Source organism: Pseudomonas sp. C321 (assembly GCF_055407105.1).
Window position 1 is genome coordinate 62,585 of sequence record NZ_JBUZRB010000013.1, and the last position, 19,861, is coordinate 82,445.

Annotated in this window: 20 protein-coding genes; 10 read left to right on the top strand and 10 right to left on the bottom strand. The window is 61.2% G+C overall.

What is annotated here, in order from left to right:
- The first annotated feature begins 1 nt into the window (after position 1).
- The 5 genes from ACZRJ6_RS24750 (at position 2) to ACZRJ6_RS24770 (ending at position 6,733) form a co-directional block, all read left to right on the top strand.
- The gene (locus ACZRJ6_RS24750) at positions 2 to 1,615 is read left to right on the top strand and encodes an ABC transporter ATP-binding protein (protein ID WP_463970498.1); all 1,614 of its coding nucleotides are present in this window, start codon (positions 2 to 4) and stop codon (positions 1,613 to 1,615) included.
- Between the two features lie 131 nt (positions 1,616 to 1,746).
- A complete protein-coding gene (locus ACZRJ6_RS24755; RefSeq protein ID WP_463970499.1) occupies positions 1,747 to 2,277 on the top strand; it encodes a sigma-70 family RNA polymerase sigma factor in 531 nt (176 codons plus the stop codon).
- Positions 2,274 to 3,242 (top strand): FecR domain-containing protein, encoded by a 969-nt coding sequence (locus ACZRJ6_RS24760; protein WP_463970500.1) that lies wholly within the window; start codon positions 2,274 to 2,276, stop codon positions 3,240 to 3,242. Before ACZRJ6_RS24755 ends, ACZRJ6_RS24760 begins: the two co-directional genes overlap by 4 nt.
- A 112-nt stretch (positions 3,243 to 3,354) precedes the next feature.
- A complete protein-coding gene (locus tag ACZRJ6_RS24765; RefSeq protein WP_463970501.1) occupies positions 3,355 to 5,823 on the top strand; it encodes a TonB-dependent siderophore receptor in 2,469 nt (822 codons plus the stop codon).
- Between the two features lie 76 nt (positions 5,824 to 5,899).
- The gene (locus ACZRJ6_RS24770) at positions 5,900 to 6,733 is read left to right on the top strand and encodes an AraC family ligand binding domain-containing protein (protein WP_463970502.1); all 834 of its coding nucleotides are present in this window, start codon (positions 5,900 to 5,902) and stop codon (positions 6,731 to 6,733) included.
- Between the two features lies 1 nt (position 6,734).
- Here the strand turns inward: ACZRJ6_RS24770 and ACZRJ6_RS24775 are convergent, their stop codons facing one another.
- Positions 6,735 to 7,322, bottom strand: coding sequence for a LysE family translocator (locus ACZRJ6_RS24775; RefSeq protein WP_463970503.1), 588 nt, complete (start codon positions 7,320 to 7,322; stop codon positions 6,735 to 6,737).
- 242 nt (positions 7,323 to 7,564) lie between these two features.
- The gene (locus ACZRJ6_RS24780; protein ID WP_463970504.1) at positions 7,565 to 8,161 is read right to left on the bottom strand and encodes a GDP-mannose pyrophosphatase; all 597 of its coding nucleotides are present in this window, start codon (positions 8,159 to 8,161) and stop codon (positions 7,565 to 7,567) included.
- 199 nt (positions 8,162 to 8,360) lie between these two features.
- On the opposite strand from ACZRJ6_RS24780, the gene ACZRJ6_RS24785 reads away from it, so the two are divergent.
- Positions 8,361 to 9,503 carry a GGDEF domain-containing protein gene (locus tag ACZRJ6_RS24785; RefSeq protein WP_463970505.1) on the top strand — a complete coding sequence of 381 codons (1,143 nt, stop codon included), beginning with the start codon at positions 8,361 to 8,363 and terminating at the stop codon, positions 9,501 to 9,503.
- A gap of 296 nt (positions 9,504 to 9,799) precedes the next feature.
- Here the strand turns inward: ACZRJ6_RS24785 and ACZRJ6_RS24790 are convergent, their stop codons facing one another.
- The 3 genes from ACZRJ6_RS24790 to ACZRJ6_RS24800 form a co-directional block, all read right to left on the bottom strand.
- Positions 9,800 to 10,951: an alpha-hydroxy acid oxidase gene (locus tag ACZRJ6_RS24790; protein ID WP_463970506.1), complete on the bottom strand. Its 1,152-nt coding sequence runs from the start codon at positions 10,949 to 10,951 to the stop codon at positions 9,800 to 9,802.
- Positions 10,952 to 11,104: 153 nt separating this feature from the next.
- A complete protein-coding gene (locus ACZRJ6_RS24795) occupies positions 11,105 to 11,326 on the bottom strand; it encodes a PLD nuclease N-terminal domain-containing protein (protein WP_463970507.1) in 222 nt (73 codons plus the stop codon).
- Between the two features lie 216 nt (positions 11,327 to 11,542).
- Positions 11,543 to 11,752: a DUF3079 domain-containing protein gene (locus ACZRJ6_RS24800; protein ID WP_463970521.1), complete on the bottom strand. Its 210-nt coding sequence runs from the start codon at positions 11,750 to 11,752 to the stop codon at positions 11,543 to 11,545.
- A 180-nt stretch (positions 11,753 to 11,932) separates the two neighbouring features.
- On the opposite strand from ACZRJ6_RS24800, the gene ACZRJ6_RS24805 reads away from it, so the two are divergent.
- Genes ACZRJ6_RS24805 through ACZRJ6_RS24820 form a run of 4 tightly spaced genes read left to right on the top strand, consistent with a single transcriptional unit; the run spans position 11,933 to position 15,008 of the window.
- Positions 11,933 to 12,463 carry an iron transporter gene (locus ACZRJ6_RS24805; protein WP_463970508.1) on the top strand — a complete coding sequence of 177 codons (531 nt, stop codon included), beginning with the start codon at positions 11,933 to 11,935 and terminating at the stop codon, positions 12,461 to 12,463.
- Positions 12,464 to 12,793 (top strand): cupredoxin domain-containing protein, encoded by a 330-nt coding sequence (locus tag ACZRJ6_RS24810; protein WP_149414966.1) that lies wholly within the window; start codon positions 12,464 to 12,466, stop codon positions 12,791 to 12,793.
- A gap of 17 nt (positions 12,794 to 12,810) precedes the next feature.
- The gene (locus tag ACZRJ6_RS24815; protein ID WP_463970509.1) at positions 12,811 to 13,653 is read left to right on the top strand and encodes an FTR1 family iron permease; all 843 of its coding nucleotides are present in this window, start codon (positions 12,811 to 12,813) and stop codon (positions 13,651 to 13,653) included.
- Positions 13,654 to 13,685: 32 nt separating this feature from the next.
- Positions 13,686 to 15,008, top strand: a complete 1,323-nt coding sequence (locus ACZRJ6_RS24820; RefSeq protein WP_463970522.1) for a 4Fe-4S binding protein — start codon at positions 13,686 to 13,688, stop codon at positions 15,006 to 15,008.
- An 8-nt stretch (positions 15,009 to 15,016) separates the two neighbouring features.
- Here ACZRJ6_RS24820 and ACZRJ6_RS24825 read toward each other — a convergent pair whose 3' ends face one another.
- From ACZRJ6_RS24825 to ACZRJ6_RS24845, 5 genes are read right to left on the bottom strand one after another with little or no spacing between them, the layout of a single operon-like run.
- Positions 15,017 to 15,994 (bottom strand): LysR family transcriptional regulator, encoded by a 978-nt coding sequence (locus tag ACZRJ6_RS24825; protein WP_463970510.1) that lies wholly within the window; start codon positions 15,992 to 15,994, stop codon positions 15,017 to 15,019.
- Between the two features lie 50 nt (positions 15,995 to 16,044).
- The gene (locus ACZRJ6_RS24830; RefSeq protein ID WP_463970511.1) at positions 16,045 to 16,980 is read right to left on the bottom strand and encodes a peptidylprolyl isomerase; all 936 of its coding nucleotides are present in this window, start codon (positions 16,978 to 16,980) and stop codon (positions 16,045 to 16,047) included.
- Positions 16,977 to 17,465, bottom strand: a complete 489-nt coding sequence (locus ACZRJ6_RS24835; RefSeq protein WP_463970512.1) for a YbjN domain-containing protein — start codon at positions 17,463 to 17,465, stop codon at positions 16,977 to 16,979. The genes ACZRJ6_RS24830 and ACZRJ6_RS24835 overlap by 4 nt, the downstream gene beginning before the upstream one ends.
- 14 nt (positions 17,466 to 17,479) lie before the next feature.
- Entirely contained in the window at positions 17,480 to 18,115 is a 636-nt protein-coding gene (locus ACZRJ6_RS24840) for a DNA repair protein (protein WP_463970513.1), read from the bottom strand.
- A gap of 18 nt (positions 18,116 to 18,133) precedes the next feature.
- On the bottom strand, positions 18,134 to 19,834 hold the full coding sequence (locus ACZRJ6_RS24845) for a putative porin (RefSeq protein WP_463970514.1): 1,701 nt from the start codon (positions 19,832 to 19,834) through the stop codon (positions 18,134 to 18,136).
- Positions 19,835 to 19,861: the final 27 nt, after the last annotated feature.

A 19,861-nucleotide genomic window follows, 5' to 3' on the forward strand; every position in this document is an offset into this window, starting at 1 on the left:
GATGAATCAGGACAATCTGATCGAAGTCCGCGACCTCTCTGTCGAGTTCGTGGTGGGCGCCAACCACCAGCGCGTGGTCGATGGCGTGAGTTTTGATATCAAGCGCGGCGAAACCCTGGCACTGGTGGGCGAAAGCGGCTCTGGTAAATCGGTGACCGCTCACTCGATCCTGCGCCTGCTGCCCTACCCGCTGGCGCGGCATCCGTCCGGCACTATCCAGTACGCCGGGCAAGACTTACTGACCCTGAAAGAAAAAACCATCCGGAATATTCGCGGCAACCGCATTGCGATGATCTTCCAGGAGCCGATGACCTCGTTGAACCCGCTGCATTCCATCGAGAAGCAGATCAACGAAGTGCTGGGCCTGCACAAGGGCCTGACCGGCAAGGCCGCCACCATACGCACCCTGGAGCTGCTGGAGCTGGTGGGCATCCCCGAGCCCCACAAGCGCCTCAAGGCCTTGCCCCACGAACTGTCCGGCGGTCAGCGCCAGCGGGTGATGATCGCCATGGCCCTGGCCAACGAGCCGGAACTGCTGATCGCCGACGAGCCGACCACCGCCCTCGACGTGACCGTGCAGTTGAAGATCCTGGAGCTGCTCAAGGAGCTGCAGGCACGGTTGGGCATGGCCTTGCTGTTGATCAGCCACGACTTGAACCTGGTGCGGCGCATTGCCCACCGGGTATGCGTGATGCAGCGCGGCTGTATCGTCGAGCAGGCTGATTGCGAAACGCTATTTCAGTCACCGCAGCACCCTTATACCCAGGAACTGCTGGCCGCCGAGCCCAGCGGCTTGCCAGCCACCAATGTCATCGGCCCGCCATTGCTGGAGGTCGATGACCTGAAGGTCTGGTTCCCGATCAAGAAGGGGTTTCTGCGCACTACCGTCGATTACGTCAAGGCGGTAGACGGCATCAACTTCAGCCTGCCCCAGGGCCAAACCCTGGGCATCGTCGGTGAAAGCGGTTCGGGCAAGTCGACACTAGGCCTGGCTATCCTGCGGCTGATCGGTAGCAAGGGCGGTATTCGCTTCGAAGGCCAGCAACTGGATCGCCTCACCCAACAACAGGTGCGACCATTGCGCCGGGAAATGCAGGTGGTGTTCCAGGACCCATTCGGCAGTTTGAGCCCACGCATGTGCGTCAGCGAGATCGTTGGCGAAGGCCTGCGCATTCACAAGATGGGCAGCCCGGCCGAACAGGAGGAAGCGATTATCGCTGCCCTCAAGGAAGTCGGCCTGGACCCGCAAACCCGCCACCGTTACCCCCATGAATTCTCCGGTGGTCAACGCCAGCGCATCGCCATCGCCCGGGCACTGGTGCTCAAGCCAAGGCTGATCCTGCTGGACGAACCGACCTCGGCCCTGGACCGCACGGTGCAGCGCCAGGTGGTAGAACTGCTGCGCAACCTGCAGGCCAAGTACAACCTGACCTACCTGTTCATCAGCCATGACTTGGCGGTGGTCAAGGCCTTGAGTCACCAGTTGATGGTGGTCAAGCATGGGCAAGTGGTGGAACAGGGTGATGCGCAAGCGATCTTCGCCGATCCTAAGCATGCGTATACCCGGCAGTTACTGGAGGCGGCGTTTCTGGTGCCGTGCACAGAGCGCCCCTGAATCTATCCCCCTGTAGCGGCAACGGACTCTGAGGAAATACACCCAAAAGCAAACCAATATCATTTGCACTGTTTTCGCCTCTTTGCTTTAATCGCGACCAATTCCTATTTACACCAAGGCATTTGTGCCGGATGGATATTGTGTCGACCTCGCCTACCTCATTCAGCCTACTCTATGGCACTCACCATTCCTGGCTACTGGGGCTGTTGCGTCGGCGCCTGAGCAACCGTTGGGATGCGGCTGACCTGGCCCACGACACGTTTATCCGCGTGCTCAAGCGCCCACCGGCCGAGGCTGGTGAAATGCGCGAGCGCTCCTATCTGGCCACCATCGCCCGTGGCCTGTGCATTGATCACTGGCGCCGGCGACAGCTGGAACAGGCTTGGCTGCAAAGTCTCGCTGCACGCCCTGAAGCCGTACAGCCATCACCGGAACAACGGGCAATCATCGTCGAGACCCTCTACGAAGTGGACGCGATGCTGGCTCGCCTGCCCCAGAAGGTCCGCGAGGCCTTCCTGCTGGCCCAGTTGCACGCAATGCCCTACAAGCAAATCGGCATTCAGCTCGGGGTATGTGAACGGATGGTGAAAAAGTACCTGGCCCAGGCGCTGCTGCATTGCGCGGTGCTGGAAGCGGAACTGGACGGGATGCTGGTGGAATGAACAGCCCTGGAGAACTCAGCCACGCCAGCCTTGAACAGGCCGCGCAATGGTACGTACGCCTGCAGGATCAGCCGGTGGGCGCGCAGGCACAGCAACACTGGCAGACCTGGCTGGGGCAAAGTCCTGAGCACCAGGCTGCCTGGCGTTATGTGGAGCGTGTCAGCCAACGCTTTGCGCCGCTGGCCGAGGAGTCCCATGGCGCCAGCCGCGCCCTGCGCAGCTCCCGGCGCCAGGCCCTCAAGGCCCTGCTGGTGCTGTGCGCAGGTTCAACGCTGGCCTGGGGCACCTGGCGCAACACCGCCCTGCCCCGGCTGGTGGGCGGCTGGAGTGCAGACTATGCCACCGCCAGCGGTGAAACCCGCGAAACGCTGCTGGTAGATGGCAGCCACGTATGGCTCAACGCATTGAGCGCCCTGGATGTGCGCTTTGATACCGCTCAACGCTTGCTGTACCTGCGCTTTGGCGAAGTGCTGATCGAGACCGCCAAGGATGGGAACCGTCCGTTCCTGGTGGAGACCGAGCAGGGCCGCCTGCGCGCACTAGGCACCCGCTTCAGTGTCTTGCAAGACGGCGACAGCACTGCCCTCAATGTGTTTGAGGGCCGAGTCGAAGTGCGCACCGCCGCCAGCCAGCAGGTGCGAATTATCGAGGCCGGGCAGCAGGTGACATTCACCCGCAACGGATTCAACGCCACCTCGCTAGCGTCCGCCACCCGCGAATCCTGGAGCCGCGACGTGTTGCTGGCGGACAACCTCCCTCTCGGCAAGCTGATCGTCGAGCTCAATCGCTATCGCCCAGGCCATCTGGGTTGCGATCCGGCGGTGGCACAACTGCCGGTGATGGGCTCATTCCCCCTCAAGGACAGCAATCACGCGCTGCACCTACTGCAAGCCGCACTGCCGATTCGCGTGGACATACTCATGCCATGGTGGGTCACGGTCGGGCCAAAAAACCCTTCGGCATAAAAAAGTTTCCGTTATCAGTTCCCTTTTCCAACGCTCGTTCGGTTAACCCAGCAGACGCTTTCGTATTCACCGAACGACTTGATCCAACGCCTGGAAAAAAGGGAAACCCTCCATGTCGCAACCCGCTGCTTTCGCTGTACGTCCGTTGGCGCTGGCCATCACCGCTACCCTGCTCTGCCTGGGCTCGCTCAATGTCCAGTCCGCCGAAGCGCCATCGACCCAAGAAGCCACCCGCAGCTACAACATCGCCGCTGGCTCCCTGGTCAGCGTGTTGAACCGCTTTGCCGAGCAGTCGGGAATTTTCATCGCCGGTCACAACAGCCTGGCCACCGGCAAAACCAGCCCAGGTCTCAGTGGCAGCTACACACCGGCCAGCGGTTTGCAGCGCCTGTTGCAAGGCAGTGGCCTGCAAGCCCTACCCCAGGGCAACAACGGCTACGTGCTGGAACTGGCGCCTGTCAGCACCGGCGCCCTGGAACTGGGCGCTACCACCATCTCCGGCCAGGGCCTGGACGCCACCACCGAAGACAGTCACTCCTACACCACTGGTTCGATGTCTTCGGCCACCGGCTTGCCGCTATCGATCCGCGAGACACCACAATCGGTGACGGTGATTACCCGCCAGCAAATGGACGACCAGGGTTCCAACAGCATCGCCGACACCCTGCGCCGCGCGCCGGGCGTCAGCGTGCAGAACTACGACAGTGAGCGCTGGGAGTTCTCCAGCCGTGGCCTGCCGATCACCAACTTCCAGTACGACGGCGTCAACTCCACCTACGACGGTGTGTATGACTATGGCACCACCAGCACCGACATGGCCGTCTACGATCACCTGGAAATCATCAAGGGTTCTTCGGGCCTGATGACCGGCGCTGGCGACCCATCGGCCACGGTCAACCTGATCCGCAAAAAGCCCACCAAGGAATTCAAGGCCTCGGTGACCGGCACCGTCGGCTCCTGGGACAACTACCGCACCGAAGGCGATATTTCCGGCTCGCTGACCGAATCGGGCAACGTGCGCGGGCGCTTTGTCGGGGTCTATCAGGATCGCTCGTCCTACCTGGACCACTACCAGAACACCAAGGATATCTCCTACGGCATCCTCGAAGCCGACCTGACGCCGGACACCTTGCTGACCTTCGGCATCGACCAGCAGGACACCCGCTCCCGTGGCGCCAGCTGGACCGGGTTCCCGATGTATTTCAGCAACGGCAATCGGACTAATTTCTCCCGGTCCTTCAACCCGGCCGCCGACTGGAGCCGCCGCGACTTCCAGAACCAGACGCTCTTCGCCTCGGTGCAACAAAAACTGGCCAACGACTGGTCGCTGAAAGTCAGCCTGGACCGCAAGCGCAGCCAGCACGACACCCTGCTCGCCTCCGCCAGTGGCGGCAACCCGGACCAGGTCACCGGCGACGGCATGTACATGTTCATGGGCAAGTACAAGGGCGATCAGGTGCAGAACACCCTGGACGTCAACCTCAACGGCCCGTTCAGCCTGTTTGGCCGCGAGCACGAGTTGATCATGGGCTTCATGGCCACCCGCTCGAAACAGGACATTCCGGTCTACGGCTCGATCTACCCGCCAGTGGGTGGCAGCATTTATGACTGGCGCGGCGAATACCTGAAACCGAACATCCCGCGCAGTGGCCAGACCGACATCGTCGAGCGCCAGACCGGTGCCTATCTGGCCACCCGACTGAAGCCCACCGATGACTTGTCGGTGATCCTTGGCACACGGGTCAGCAACTTCAGCAGCAACGACAACACCGATTTCTACGACCCGGCGACTGCCGATAACCGCACCAGTTACAAGCAGACCGGCGTCGTCACCCCGTATGCCGGTATTGTCTACGACCTCAACGACATCTGGTCGGTGTACACCAGCTACACCAAGATCTTCCAGCCACAAAACAGTAAGGACGTCGACCGCAAACTGCTTGACCCAATCGAAGGCGACACCTACGAAGCCGGCCTCAAGGCCGCATTTTTCGACGGTCGTCTGAATGCCAGTTTCGCCGCCTTCCGCATCGAGCAGGACAACGTTGCCCAATACGTCTCCGGCTTTGAAACCGACTCGGTGTATCGCCCGATTGCCGGCGCCACCACCAAGGGTTTCGAAGTGGAACTGGCCGGTGAAGTGCTCGATGGCTGGAATGTCTCGGCCGGCTACACCTACCAGCACACTCGCGATGCCAACAACGACTACGTCTACAGCTCAGTCCTGCAAACCACCACGCCGCAGCAAGTGGTGCGCCTGTTCAACTCCTATCGCCTGCCGGGCGCCCTGGAGAACGTGACGCTGGGCGCCGGCGTGAACTGGCAGAGCGAGTTCTTCGGCAACGTGTTCCAGCCCAATCCCAATGACCCGGTCAACTTCGGTCAATACGAACGTATCACCCAGGACAGCTACTTCCTGGTGGACCTGATGGCGCGCTATCGCTTCAACGAGCATTTGAGCACCACCTTGAACGTCAAGAATGCCTTCGACAAAAAGTACTACACGGGCCTGGGCAACTTTGGCACCGGCTTCTATGGCGAGCCCCGCAGCCTGCAACTGGCGACCAAGTGGGACTTCTGACCTGATGCACGTGGCGATTCAGCGCAAGGCTGTGTAATGTTCCAGGCTCGACCTTGCTCGGGATGGAGCTACGGACATGTCGCTGAACGCCACTGATCAACCTTCGCGGTCGCCGCGCTTCTGGCGCGACGACAGCCTGCCTTTCATCGAGGCCCGGACCATCGCCGATGGTCGCAAGGTCTGCTACACCCGGCATTCCCACGAGCACTTTTCGATTGGCGCAATCATCGCCGGGCAGAGCCTGTATATCCACGGTTCGTCTACTTTCCAGATCAGCGCCGGCACCGTGGTCCTGATGAACCCCGGCGACGTCCACGCCTGCAATCCCATCGACGACCAGCCCTGGTCCTATCACATGCTGTATATCGACACGCCCTGGCTGACCGATCTGCAGCATCAATTGGGGTTCAGCACCGAGCTGGACTTTCGTCAGTTCACCACCACCCACACTCGCGACCCCGTGCTATTTGGCGGTCTGAACGAGCTGTATGAAGTATTGGTGGACGAGCAGGCCGAGCACTTGCACAAGCAGAGCGCGGTGGTGAGTTTTTTCAGTGAGGTGCAGTTACGCCTGAACCCGGCGACAACCGTTGTACGTGAGGTCAACCACAAGCTGGAACGGGCCGCCGAGTACATCCGCGAACATTGCACCGAGGCGCTGAAACTGGAAGACATCTGCCAGGCGGCGCAGCTGTCGCCGTCGTACCTGATCCGGGCGTTCAAACAGTATTACGGCATGACGCCCCATGCGTTCCTGGTTAACCGGCGCATCCAGTTTGCCCGCGCCCAACTGCGCGACGGCCAGTTGATCGCCGACGTGGCACTGGCCGCGGGCTTTGCCGACCAGGCGCATTTCCAACGTGCCTTCAAGCAGCACTTGGCGGCCACGCCAGGGCAGTATCGCGGCTGAGTCAGGCCAGCAGCAGGTACACCACGCTGATCACCAGCAACAGCGCCATCACTCGGTTGAACAGGCGCATGCCACGGGCATTACTCAGGTAACGGCGAAAGAACGTCCCGACGTAGGCCCAGCACGCCACCGATAGATAACAGACCACCAGATACACCGCCGCCAATTGCCAGACCTGCCTGGCCTCTCCCTGAGCGGCGAACAGCCCCATCCCCGCGACACAAGCCAGCCAAGCCTTGGGATTGAGCCATTGCATAATCGCGCCGTAGAGCATTGATGGAGCCGTTGCTGTGGTTTCGGCATCGAGCCGCCCATCGTCCACCGCCAGCTTGTAGGCCATATAGAGCAAGAAGGCGACGCCGGCCCATTGAATGCCCTGAGTCAGCACCGGCCAGCGCACCAACAGCTCATGCAACCCCAGGCCAATCAACACCAGCAGCAAGGTGAATCCAAGGGATGCCCCGGCCACATGCTTCTGGCTCGCGCCAAAACCAAAACGCGCCCCCGAACTCAAGGCCACCACGTTCACCGGCCCCGGTGTAATGGAGGTAGCCAGTGCGAAGGCGGCCATGGACATGATCAAACTCATTGCGCTTACCTTTTGTTTTGTCAGGTGGGTATGACAAACACGATAAAGCGCCTTGCCGATCAGGTATTGAAGAAAATGCCCCTCACTCCCCCATCATCCGCTCCAGGCTATTGCTCAAATGCAGCAACATCGCCGCACGCGCTACCGAACCTGCGGAAATGCCGCGTCACCGTAGGCAAACACACCGGTTATGCCTGATGGATGACTTTTGTGGTGGGGGGCCAAGGCCACTCACCACACCGTTAATCCGCAGACAACGCGGCCTTGAGCAACCGCAACTCCAGGTACTGCAGCAACATGATGGTCTTGCCATCAACGATCTCACCACGTTCCACCATGGCAATGGCCTCTTCAAACCCCAGCTCCAACACCTCGATATCTTCGCCCTCTTCTTCCAGGCCACCGCCATCCCCCACACGGTCACTGGGCTGGTATTGGCCGATAAAGAAATGAATGCGTTCGGTCACCGAGCCTGGGCTCATAAAGGCCGAATAGATCTTTTCCACATGCCCGACCCGGTAGCCGGTTTCTTCCTCTGCTTCCAGGCGAATGCGTTCCTCGGGGCTGGCGTTGTCAAGCAACCCCGCCGCGGATTCGATCAGGTAGCCATCGTGGCCGTTGACGAACGTCGGCATACGGAACTGGCGGATCAACAGCACGGTGCGTTGCAGGGCGTTGTACAGCAGGATGGTTGCGCCGTTGCCACGGTCGTAGACCTCGCGGGTCTGTGCCTGCCAGCTGCCGTCTCGACGACGTAGGTCGAAGCTGTATTTTTTCAGCAGGTACCAGTTGTCCGAGAGGGTTTCTTCAGCAGTGATGCGTACAGAGCTGTTGTCCATGACCAGGCCTTTTTCCCTTGGGATGTGGAGCATGTCGTTGCCGCTCGCGCATCGTCAAGCGGACGATGGCGCAACACCCCGTAGATCCGGCTACAATCGCGCCCCATCTTCATCCCGCTGATGGCTCAAGAGCCAGGCTGCGCCACTTCCTGGCGTCCGTCAGGGGGTATCTCGACAGTGCGTTTGCGGGGTCAAGGACATGATGCTGCACATTCCAACACTGCTGATGGTCTCGGTGTTCATTTTTTGCCTGATGGGTCTGCTGACCGTTCACGCCTGGAGCCGCGTGCGTGAACCAACCCTGGGCTACCTGGGTGTCATGCTGCTGCTCGCCTCCCTGGGCACAGTACTGATCGTAGTGCGCGGCGTGGGCATGGATTTCGTTGCGCTGACCCTGGGTAACATTGTGCTGCTGTTGAGCGCCGCAATGAACTGGACGGCCATGCGCCTGTTTGTCGGGCGCCAACCCTGTGTGCCGGGCATCCTTGGTGGCGCCGGCCTGTGGCTGGTGATGTGCCTGGTGCCGCAGTTCTACAGCTCAATGTCCGCACGGGTCTCCCTGTATTCGATACTGGCGGCCAGCTATGGCGTGCTGTCGGCCCTGGAGCTGTGGCGTCATCGCAAGGCCCTTGAAGTCGCCTACATGCCGGCGCTGGTCCTGACCGTTTGGCACACCTCTTTCTACGGCATGCGTAGCCTCATCGATCGAGGGCTGCCCATCAAGAGCGAGCATGCCTTGATGGGTGAAGGGGTATCGTTTTTTTCCTTCATGCTGTTTGAATCCATGTTGTATGCCATCGGCATTGCCTACGTAACCCTGGCAATGGTCAAGGAGCGGGCCGAACTGCGGTTCAAGGCCGCCGCCTTCAGCGACGTGCTGACGGGAATCGGCAATCGCCGGGCCTTCATGCTCTACGGCGAGCAACTGTTAACCAACAGCCAGCAACGCGCCACCAGCGTGGCGCTGCTGCTCTGTGACCTGGACCACTTCAAGCGTTTGAACGACAGTTTTGGCCATCCCATGGGCGACCAGGCGTTGATTGCCTTCAGCCGAGTGACCCAGTCAGCGTTGCGCAAAAACGACCTGTTCGCCCGCATTGGTGGGGAAGAATTTGCTTGCCTGCTGGCCGACACCGATAAACAAGGCGCCATCCACGTGGCCGAGCGCATTCGCCAGGGGTTTGCCAACCTGGACCTGTTGGCACCGGGATTTCTGAGTGTGAGCATCGGCGTCGTAACGACGACCCCGGTTTGCTACGACCTTTCGCGCCTGCTTTCGCAAGCCGATCAAGCCCTGTATCGGGCCAAGGACCGGGGACGCAACCGCGTCCAGATGGCCTAGGCATCTGTCCTGAACCCGTGTCGTATCGCCAAGCCCTTAATGGCTTGCTGCAAGCGAAGATGCCCGAGCAGGTCGCCGGGCCTGTTCCTACACGCGGCGGCAACGCGACATAAGCTGATCCGGCACCGGTTTTGCCTGCGCGTGTCAAGCGCAAGCCCGCCCTATACGGGCCTGCAACGGCGCCTGATCAAATATTAACCTTACGTCAAATAGCCACCCCCACCGGGCTCGCGCAAGGTTATCCACAGAGATACCCACGGTTTTCGTGGACAACTCTTTTTGCGCTGGAAGCATTTTTATTGGGGGAAAGTGCCCGGCAGCAAAATCTCCCGGTTCACATTGCGAATATCGTTATAGCCGCACAACGCCATTGACACATCCAGCTCCCGCGCAATGATATCCAGGGCCTTGGTGACACCCGCTTCACCCATCGCCCCCAAGCCATACAAATGCGGGCGACCGATCATCGTGCCCTTGGCGCCCAGGGCCATGGCCTTGAGCACGTCCTGGCCGGAACGAATGCCGCCGTCGAGCCACACTTCGATGCGTTCACCCACCGCCTCGACGATGGCCGGCAACTGGCTGATGCTCGACGGCGCGCCATCGAGCTGACGCCCGCCGTGGTTGCTCACCACCAGGGCATCGGCGCCGGAATTCGCCGCCAGCCGAGCATCTTCCACATCGAGAATGCCCTTGATGATCAACTTGCCGCCCCAGCAACGCTTGATCCATTCGACATCGGCCCAGCTCAGGCGTGGGTCGAATTGCTGGGCCGTCCAGGACGACAGGGAACTCATGTCCGCCACGCCCTTGACGTGACCGACGATATTGCCGAAACCGTGGCGCTTGGTGCCGAGCATGCCCATGGCCCAACGAGGCTTGGTCATCATGTTGAGGATATTGGGCAGGGTCAGCTTGGGCGGCGCCGACAGGCCGTTGACCAGGTCCTTGTGGCGTTGCCCGAGGATTTGCAGGTCCAGGGTCAACACCAGCGCATCAACGCCAGCGGCCTTGGCACGCTCAATTAATTGTTCGATAAAGGCGCGGTCGCGCATCACATACAGCTGGAACCAGAACGGCTTGCCGACGTGTTCGGCAATGTCCTCAAGCGAGCAGATGCTCATGGTCGACAAGGTATAACGCAGGCCAAACGCCGCAGCCGCACGGGCGGTGAGGATTTCGCCATCGGCATGCTGCATGCCGGCAAGCCCGGTGGGAGCCAGTGCCACCGGCATGGCCATGTCCTGGCCGATCATGGTGGTGCGTATCGAGCGCTCGTCGATATTGCGTGCCACCCGCTGACGAAATTTGATCTGGGCAAAATCCGTTTCATTGGCACGGTAGGTACTCTCGGTCCACGAGCCAGAGTCGGCGTAGTCATAGAACATTCGCGGTACGCGTTTTTGTGCCAGCTTACGCAAGTCTTCGATCGTAGTGATCAGCGTCATCGATGCCACCTCTCCCTGAACTGAGCCCCGAGAGTAACCGGCTGTGGCGGGCATGGGTATCGCCAATAGTGCCTTCGTCCCCAGCGTGCAATGGTGTCGGTAACGCTCAAGAACACAGGCGCCTCGGCGCCTGTTTGCTTTGCCCATTCCCTGTCAGCTGTTGCTGTGCCCAGGGCCGGACGCCCCTTTGGTCACGACTTTTGGCCCGGTGACTGCCCAGAGAATCAACCCCAGCAGCGGAGCAAATACAATTACCACCACCCATAGCAATCTGGTCTCGGAGCGACTGCCACTGCGCAGTACACAATTGATCGCCCATAACTCCGACAGCACCAATAGCGCCGCCAGAACGATCCAAACGTATTCTATTTGCATGATTCACCTCCTGAGGTCTCAAGGCTTAGGTCAGGCAACGGGCGCGAGGGTTCATTAAAAATTGCAGGCCACGGCTCAGTTCCAACTGAGCAGCGCCTGTTCGGGATCGGCTCCCGGTGGTGACGTTTTGAGGAACTGCCGGGGGGAAGCGGCCGCCCGGCCTTGGCGCAGTCGAAGGACGCTGCCAACACGGGAGGCCAATGTCCAACGCTGTTGTCAGACAGGCTCGGGCACCTTGTCGGAGGCAATCAACGGATCAATCCCCCAGTCGCCATGCAAGTACCAGTCGTCCCCGATCATCTCTGCCGGATGCATGGTGCGGTCGGCGCCATTGCCACAAGCCAGGTCAGTGGTCGCGCAGTAGCGGTCGCAGCCCCAGCAGATACGTTCGGGATGCTTGGGATGCAGGGGAAAGGGCTTGGCCATGACCTGGCTCCACAGTGGCGGGCAGTGAGTCGAGCCTAGCGCCACGATGGTTTCACGACCTTGATCAACGTCAAGAACCGCCAGGTAAATATCCCCTGAAAACTTGACGGGAATCATTATTATTTACAGCGAAAGTTTCTAGACTCGGGTTCACAATTTTTCCCTGTCAGGAAGCACTCCATGCGTATCCCCTTCACGCTGTCACTGGCCCTGCTGTTGTCGACATCCATAGCCTTCGCCAAGGAGTACCCCATTGGCGAACCGCAGATGTGTCCAGGGCTGGAAGTCGGCGCGGTGTACCTGCAACCGATTGAAATGGCGCCCGCAGGCATGATGCGCGCCACCGCCGATTCCGACGTGCACCTGGAAGCCGATATCCGCGCCACCGCCGACAACCAGCAAGGTTTCCAGGAAGGCAGCTTCGTGCCTTACCTGACCGTGTCATTCCGTCTGGAAAAACAAGGCAGCGCCACCCCCATCAGCGGTGACTTCCACGCCATGGTGGCCAATGACGGTCCGCACTACGGCGACAACGTCAAACTGCAAGGTCCTGGCAAGTACAAGCTGACCTTCACCGTCCTGCCGCCCAGTGGTCACGCCTCCCTGGGCCGCCACACCGACAAGGAAACCGGCGTCGCTCCCTGGTTCGAGCGTTGCGAGTTGCACTACGAGTTCGTCTACGCCGGCATCGGCAAAAAAGGCGGTTATTGAATGACCCGCTCCCTGGTTTTGGGCGGCCTGATGCTGGTGGCCGGCAGCACGGCCCTGGCTGCACCGTTGCCCACCTATGAACTGACCCTGCAAGACGGTCACTTCAGCCCGGCGCAACTCAAGGTGCCCGCCGGGGAGCGCTTCAAGATCGTGCTCAAGAACATCGGCCAGGGCCCGGCCGAGTTTGAAAGTACGCCGTTACGGGTGGAAAAGGTGCTGTCGCCGGGAGTGACCACCTTTGTGGTGATCCATCCCCTCAAGCCTGGCGAGTACCCATTCTTCGACGAATTCAATTCACAGTTGCCCGAAGGCAGCATCCTCGCCCAATAACGGCCCTGGAGCGTTTGATGAATCAATCAATGTTTATCGTCTGGCGCGAAAGCGTCGAGGCGTTGCTGGTGATCGGCATCCTCCAGGCCTGGATCAGCCAGCGACCCGACGGCTCGCGCCTGGGCCGCTTCCTGTGGGCGGGCGTGATCCTGGGGCTGCTGTGCTCCGGGCTACTGGCCGGCATGATGCTATGGGCCGGCGACGCCATGAGCGGCGCCAGCGGCGAATGGTTCCAGGCCGGGCTGACCCTGGTCGCCAGCCTGTTGATGGTGCAAATGGTGTTTTGGATGCACCGCCACGGCCCCACTCTCAAGCACACGCTGCTGCGGGACGCCGACCAGCGCTTGGCACGCCAGGGCGGCCTGGGATTGTTGTTACTGGCGCTGTTGGCGGTCAGTCGCGAAGGCAGCGAAACCGTGGTCTTCCTGTTCGGCGCCGGCGCACACTTGCACGGCCCGGCGCTGGGTCTGTTCGCTCTCGGCGGCGTATTGGGGCTGATACTGGCGGGCTTGACGGTGATGCTGTTACGCAGCACCCGTCGTTTCATCTCCTGGTCACGCTTTTTCGCCCTCAGCGAAGCCCTGCTGTTGCTGCTGGGCGCCGCCTTGCTGGTGGCCGCCGCTGAGCGCATTGGCGGGCAATTGCTGGCGATGGACATGCCCGAATGGGTCTACGCAAGCTTCGGTGAAGCCTGGTGGGACAGCAGCGTCCTGCTCAGCGACAGTCATGGTGTCGGCGCCGTACTCGCCGGGTTTGCCGGTTACCGAGCGACACCCAGCGTCGTTACCCTGCTGGTGCTCGCTGGCTACTGGTTACTGGTGGGCTGCGGCCTGCATCAGACCCGTCGAGCGTCATTGTGAATACCCCCTGGTTGCAACGTTTTGGCGACGGCATGCGCCGTCATGCCCGGCTGATTCGCCTCGCACAATGGACAGTGGTGCTGTTCTACGCCGGCCTGCTGTTGCTCCCCACGCTACTGCCTTTGCCCGATAGCCAGGCACGGATACTGGATAACCTGGCGCTGCTGGCGCAATTTCTGTTCTGGGGTATCTGGTGGCCGTTTGTGCTGCTGTCGATAGTGCTGTTTGGGCGCCTGTGGTGCGGCGTGCTCTGTCCGGAAGGATCGCTCAGCGAATGGGCCAGCCACCATGGTCGCGGCCTGCGCATTCCCGGCAGCCTGCGCTGGGGTGGCTGGCCGACGTTAGGGTTTTTCCTGACCACCCTCTATGGCCAGTTGATCAGCGTCTATGACTACGCCCAGGCGGCGTTGCTAATCCTCGGCGGTTCCACGGTCGCGGCGGTGATCGTCGGCTTGCTGTTCGGGCGTGGCAAGCGGGTCTGGTGTCGCTACCTGTGCCCGGTCAGCGGCGTCTTCGCCCTCCTCGCCCGTCTGGCGCCGATGCATTTCCAGGTGGACGAACAACGCTGGAAAGCCAACGATGGCCCACGCCTGCCATTGCCCAATTGCGCCCCCTTGCTGGACATCCGTCGCCTGCAAGGCGCCAGCACTTGCCATGCCTGTGGGCGTTGCAGCGGGCAACGCGGCGCGGTGCGGTTGATCGCTCGCTCGTGTAACGAAGAAATCCTCCAGGCGCCGCACAGGCCAGCATCAGTGTGGGATGCGCGGCTGTTGCTGTTTGGTGTGATCGGCTTGGCGATGGGCGCGTTTCAGTGGACGGTCAGCCCATGGTTTATTGGTCTCAAGCAGTTTCTCGCGCAGTGGCTGGTGGAGCGCGATTGGCTCTGGCCGTTGCAGGACACGGCGCCCTGGTGGCTGCTGACGCATTACCCACAAGCCAATGACAGCTTCAGTTGGCTGGATGGTTTTTGCATTGTGGTTTATCTGGGGGCCTCTTCATTGCTGATCGGCGGTGGGTTGCTGATCCTGCTGCGCCTGGCTGCACGCCTTGCCGGTGATCGCACACTGTATTGGCCTCTGGCGCTGACCCTTACGCCACTCGGTGGTGCGGGGCTGTTTCTGGGGCTGTCGGCGACCACGGTGAAGTTGCTGCGCTACGAAGGGCTATTGCTGGACTGGGTGCAGCCGGCGCGGGGGCTGTTACTGGCCACCGCGATGGGCTGGTGCTTGTGGCTGGGATGGCGGCAACTCAAGGATATTGCCCTGGTGCCGCGCACGGGTGCATGGTTTTGCCTACTGTTGGGCGTCGGGCTGGTCGGGCATGGTTGGTGGTTGCAGTTTTGGGGGTGGAGTTGAACACCCCCTCAATCAAACCACTCCCCCCGCTCCCGAAACGTATTGAGGACCAGCTCAACAATCAACTCCACCTCCTGCAGGTGCTCAACCTGGGCATTGACCGCCATCCACACCTGACGCTGCATACTCTGGGCAAACAACCCCGGCAAGGCCGTCAACCCACGGTCAAAGCAGCTCATATAGCGCGGCAGTAAACCGATGCAGGCGCTGCAACGAATCATCTCCAGCATCAACGGATACGCCTGCACCTGCACCACTCCGGCCAGGCGCTGTTCCACCACACTGTTCCAGGGCCGCAGGGCTTCGATCTGCCGGTCGTGCTGCCATTGCACCAGCATGTAATCGGCCAGATCATCAACGCTGTCCGGTCGCGCCGCCAGCCGCGAGTAGCGCTTGGAGATATGGGGCAGGTAATCCAGGCGAGCCAGGGCTTGCGGTGCTTGTGTGGCAAAACTCGGCCCCGGCTCAGGCGAGTCGATACCTGCCAGCCACAGCACCACGTCGGCCTGTACAGCCTGCAACGACAGCTGACTGTCGATGGAGATAATGTCCAGCCGTACGCTGGCGTTACGCCGCAGCAGCGCGATCAGGTCGCGGCCGATAACGTCGTGCAGGATCGACTCGGCAACCGCCAGGCGAATCAACGGCTGCTCGATCACCGGCAAGCGCCGCTCATGGGCCAGGGCAATCAGCCGCGCCTGCAACTGCTGGCCGTCGCGACTGAGGGCCAGGACGTTGCCCTGGTAGCTGAACAGCGTGCGGCGCATTTGCTCCTCCAACTGCGCCAGCCGTTTACGCAACAGCGTCGCCTTGATATTGAGGCTGCGGGCCGCCTGCATGAAGCAGCCGCAACGGGCGCTGATCAGGAAGTAGCGGGCCACCTCCGGATCGATAGTGGCAGCCACGGCCAGCCAGGTCTCTCGCCCGTCGCCAGGCGCACGGTATGGCGTCATACCTTGGGGTGCAGCGGGTTCTAAATAGGCCATGAGGGACTCCCTGTCTGATGGGTCTGTGCATCCATGCGTGCAGTGGCCGGTTACTCCAGAACCTTGTTCAACGCGGCGCCATCAATGCTCAGGGTGGCGGTGTTGAGCATGCCTTCCAGGTAGGCCTTGGCAATCTGTTCCTGGCGTTGCGCACGCAGTGCCTGAGTCAGGCGTTCGCGTAGTTCATCGAGGCTGGCGGTGCGCGCCGGCTGTTGCCCGGTAAGTTTGAGCACATGAAAGCCCGCCGCACTCTGCACCACGTCCGACACCGCGCCCATTTTCAGGCGCGAGACCGCACCACGCACCTCCGGCACCAGTTGCTGCAACGGTTGTAGACCGGAATCGCCACCGCGCCGGGCGCTGTCGGGGTCCTGGGAATACTGGCTAGCCAAGGCACCAAACTCACCCGGCGCCGACTGGGCACGGCGGCTCAGTTCCTGGGCCTGACGGCGCACCGTTTCGACCATTTGCGGATCATTCACCGCAAGGAAAATCTGACTGACTTGGTACAACGGCGGCGTCACCCACTGCGCCTTGCCGCTGTCATAGGCCTGTTGCAACTCCCCAGCACTTGGGTAATCGGCCGGCACCTGGCTGACCGACAACATGTAGTCGCGAAACACGATCTGCTCGGTGGCGGCGCGGGTTTGCTGCTCCACCTCCGGGCGCTGGCGCCAGCCTTGGGCGTCGGCTTGTTCGAGTACGGCTTTTTGCGCCAAGCGCGAACGAATCCAGGTTTCCAGGGCGCCACGATTGCCGCGCAACTGCTCGCGGGAGTCGGCCGGCAAGGTCGCCAGCAAGGCCTGGAGTTCGGGCAGTGCAACCTGTTGATTGCCCAGCCGCGCCACCGCGGGTCCATCAAGGCTGACAGCAGGCGACGGTTGCTGGGCGGCGACCGGGTCGCTGCCCGGGCGCAGGCTCAAGCCCACCGCCACCACCAGCAGGGCCAGCGCACCGGCGCCGACCACCAGGGTTGGTTTTTTCACAGGGCAGGCGCCTCTTCACGGGTATCCACGGCAGGTGCGTCTTCGGCCTGAGCCTGAAGCTGGGCGGCCTGCTGGCTGTACTCACGCAGGTAGACGATAAACTCCTGCAACAGCCGATCCCACAGCTCCAACTGGCTGCGCAGGTGAGTGGCGCCGACGCCGGCCACTACCACGTCCATTTCCATCAACAAAAACTCGCCCTGCAACGACAGTCGCGCAAATCGCCGTGATGCATTCCACACCTGGGCCAGGCCATCGGGCAACTGGCCCTGAACCCGCAGCGCGCAGCTGTAGGTGAAGTCCACGTAACTGCCCTGCTCTGCCGCCGGGTTGCCGAAGCGCACGGCAAAGCCAATGCCCTGGCTGGCGCTGAGCAACTGCACGATGCCGTTCTGTTCAGTCTGGTTGACCCGATAACCGGCTTCTTGCAGCAACTCGGTCAGGCTCTGGGGGGTGACGCTGGTAATCAATTCGCTCATGGTCATCTCTTCCTTGTTGATCAGTGATTAACGGCTGCCTGGGGGGCATCAAAACGGGTTTTGTACAGATCGTCGCCAAAGCCCTGGGCCATTTCTTCAAACTTGACCCGAGCGCCGCTGGCGAAGGGTTGGCGAATGCTCATCACCTGGGCCACATCGATTTTTTCGTAGGCCGCGAGCAACTGCTGGGCCACGCCGTACATCTGTTGATTCTTGGCTGAACATTGCTGCACTTGTGTGTCACGTTCGGTTAATTGCACGTGCAAGAGCGCCCGCTCGGTCTCTTTGCCACGGGCCATGGCCAGCAATTCTTCGTAGGCTTTCTTGAACTTGCCGGTCTGTTCATTGCTCGCCGTCACCTGAGCCTGGGCTTGGCTGTGCAGGCTTTGTTGCTGGCCGGCCAGTTGTTCGGCGACGCCCCGGGCCTTGTCCAGCTCAGCGGTTAATTGCTTGATTTGCACCTGGGCCTGTTTGGCCTGGTTTTCGGCGGCGATGCGTGCGGCAGCGGCCTGGGCCTGTTCGCTTTGCAGCGTCTGCAACTGCGCGGTGGTGCTGCGCAGTTGGGTGCGCAAGCGTTCCTCCATGCCTTCGGCCGAGGCGCCGCTGGCGGCCAGGCAGCCAAGGACCAACAGCAGCCCGCAAATTCGCGTGTTCATGTGGCTTCTCCCTGCGCGTCAAAAGCGCGTGTTGATTTCCAACTGCATGACGTCGACTTCAAACGGCGCGCCATACACTTCGGAGGCGCTGAGCCAACGGGCACTGGCGTAGATATTCTTGTCGATGCCGTAGTTGCCGCCGATGAAATAACCCTTGGCGTTGGTGCCGCCCAGGTGGAACGAGGAATCGTTAAAGCCGTCCGGCAACGCATCGGGCTGGATGTACTTGTAGCCGGCCAACAGGTTCCAGTCGCCGGCCTTTTTCATCTCCAGCGCGCTGCCCAGGGTGAACTGCACCATCAAGGCATTGGCGCCGCTTTCGAATTCGCCCTTGCTGTTAATGTTGTTGACGATCTCGCCTTCGCTGCGCTTGAGCATCTCGCCCTTGTCGTAGGCCAGGTTGTGGATGAAGTTGGTCTGGCTACGCAGCTTGAGGTCGTCCGGCAACTCGCTGTCCCACACCAGGTTCAGGTCCAGTACATCGAACTTGGAGGCGAGGCCCACGTACTGCGGTTGCGGAGTCCGCCCAGGGGTGGCCGGGTTGGCGTTGATATTGCGCAGCAGGAATACGCTGTTGCCCTTTTGCATGAAGGCCACGCGCGAGCCGTCGGTGTCGCAGCCCGGCGCACCGGCCCACGGCGAGCACGGGCTGGAGCGCTGCCCTTCGATATCGTCGAAGCGGTAGTAGGCCAACGCACCCTTGAGGCTGTTGCTGCGGTTGATCTTCCAGTTGGCGCCAATCTGGCCGCCGAACAGCCATTTATTGTCGCTGTCTTCCTTGTCGAAACCGTTGCTGCTGGCGGTGTCGGAGCTGTATTCCACCGGGAACGCGCCGAGGGTGCCGAACACGCCCCAGTCGTTGTTGAGGCTGTGATTGAAGATTGCTGCCACACCGTCGAAGTTGAGGTCGTTGGAGTACATCATGTCGGTGGAATAGAACGGGTTTGCGATCCGCCCACCCGTCAACGTCAGGTCCTGGGTGGCTTTCCAGGTCAGGTAGCCCTGGTCAAGCCAGATGTCTTTCTTGCCAAAGCCGCCGCCCAGGGTTTGGGTGGTGGAGACCGGGTTGTTGTCGGAGCCCGTGCCGATGCGAATGCCGGCGGTCCATTCCGGCGAGATGATGGCTTTCATGCCTAGGCGAGCGCGCAGGCGGAACAGGTTGTCGCGGTCTTCACGGGTGTTGAGCAGGGGCGGTAGCCGGGTATTGGTGTGTTTGTTGACGTCGTAGGGGCCGCTCTCGTTGAGCTTGGCGTAGTCGACGATTTCATTGCTGTTACTGCCCGAGAAGAACCGCGACTCGTCCCGCAGGCGGATGTCGCCGTCGAAGCTGATGCGCGAGACCCAGTCGGGGAAAGTGTTGGGCTGGGCCCAGTTTTCCTGCTTGGCGGTGGCCATGACCTCGGCCTTGACCTGGTCGCGAATCTGGTCACGCACTGCCGCCGGTACATACTGCACACGCACGTCCCCCGCCGCCGTGGCCGGGCCTGCTGCTGCCGCTGTGGCGGTACTGGCCTGGCGTGCTTGCACTGCCTCGTTTTCGGCCTGGGCAATCAACCCTTCGGCTTGTTCCTGCTTGAGCACACCTTGCTGCACCAGCAGGCGGATCAGGTTGATCGTGGCGTTTTGCGAAGGCGCGGCCGGGGCTGCCGCCGCCTGGCCGACCAGGGTCGCGATAACCATACCGACCGCCAGGGTCAATCGATTCACGTGGGAAATCATCTGCACACAACTCCTGTAGAAACTGCA

What these genes read in the sequence shown, in the direction of transcription:
- ACZRJ6_RS24790 (WP_463970506.1), bottom strand. Translation starts at nt 10,951, where the DNA reads ATGACGCTGATCACTACGATCGAAGACTTGCGTAAGCTGGCACAAAAA.
- ACZRJ6_RS24795 (WP_463970507.1), bottom strand. Translation starts at nt 11,326, where the DNA reads ATGCAAATAGAATACGTTTGGATCGTTCTGGCGGCGCTATTGGTGCTG.
- ACZRJ6_RS24775 (WP_463970503.1), bottom strand. Translation starts at nt 7,322, where the DNA reads ATGAGTTTGATCATGTCCATGGCCGCCTTCGCACTGGCTACCTCCATT.
- ACZRJ6_RS24785 (WP_463970505.1), top strand. Translation starts at nt 8,361, where the DNA reads ATGATGCTGCACATTCCAACACTGCTGATGGTCTCGGTGTTCATTTTT.
- ACZRJ6_RS24780 (WP_463970504.1), bottom strand. Translation starts at nt 8,161, where the DNA reads ATGGACAACAGCTCTGTACGCATCACTGCTGAAGAAACCCTCTCGGAC.
- ACZRJ6_RS24840 (WP_463970513.1), bottom strand. Translation starts at nt 18,115, where the DNA reads ATGAACACGCGAATTTGCGGGCTGCTGTTGGTCCTTGGCTGCCTGGCC.
- ACZRJ6_RS24760 (WP_463970500.1), top strand. Translation starts at nt 2,274, where the DNA reads ATGAACAGCCCTGGAGAACTCAGCCACGCCAGCCTTGAACAGGCCGCG.
- ACZRJ6_RS24750 (WP_463970498.1), top strand. Translation starts at nt 2, where the DNA reads ATGAATCAGGACAATCTGATCGAAGTCCGCGACCTCTCTGTCGAGTTC.
- ACZRJ6_RS24755 (WP_463970499.1), top strand. Translation starts at nt 1,747, where the DNA reads ATGGATATTGTGTCGACCTCGCCTACCTCATTCAGCCTACTCTATGGC.
- ACZRJ6_RS24800 (WP_463970521.1), bottom strand. Translation starts at nt 11,752, where the DNA reads ATGGCCAAGCCCTTTCCCCTGCATCCCAAGCATCCCGAACGTATCTGC.
- ACZRJ6_RS24805 (WP_463970508.1), top strand. Translation starts at nt 11,933, where the DNA reads ATGCGTATCCCCTTCACGCTGTCACTGGCCCTGCTGTTGTCGACATCC.
- ACZRJ6_RS24845 (WP_463970514.1), bottom strand. Translation starts at nt 19,834, where the DNA reads ATGATTTCCCACGTGAATCGATTGACCCTGGCGGTCGGTATGGTTATC.
- ACZRJ6_RS24820 (WP_463970522.1), top strand. Translation starts at nt 13,686, where the DNA reads ATGCGCCGTCATGCCCGGCTGATTCGCCTCGCACAATGGACAGTGGTG.
- ACZRJ6_RS24810 (WP_149414966.1), top strand. Translation starts at nt 12,464, where the DNA reads ATGACCCGCTCCCTGGTTTTGGGCGGCCTGATGCTGGTGGCCGGCAGC.
- ACZRJ6_RS24770 (WP_463970502.1), top strand. Translation starts at nt 5,900, where the DNA reads ATGTCGCTGAACGCCACTGATCAACCTTCGCGGTCGCCGCGCTTCTGG.
- ACZRJ6_RS24825 (WP_463970510.1), bottom strand. Translation starts at nt 15,994, where the DNA reads ATGGCCTATTTAGAACCCGCTGCACCCCAAGGTATGACGCCATACCGT.
- ACZRJ6_RS24835 (WP_463970512.1), bottom strand. Translation starts at nt 17,465, where the DNA reads ATGACCATGAGCGAATTGATTACCAGCGTCACCCCCCAGAGCCTGACC.
- ACZRJ6_RS24815 (WP_463970509.1), top strand. Translation starts at nt 12,811, where the DNA reads ATGAATCAATCAATGTTTATCGTCTGGCGCGAAAGCGTCGAGGCGTTG.
- ACZRJ6_RS24765 (WP_463970501.1), top strand. Translation starts at nt 3,355, where the DNA reads ATGTCGCAACCCGCTGCTTTCGCTGTACGTCCGTTGGCGCTGGCCATC.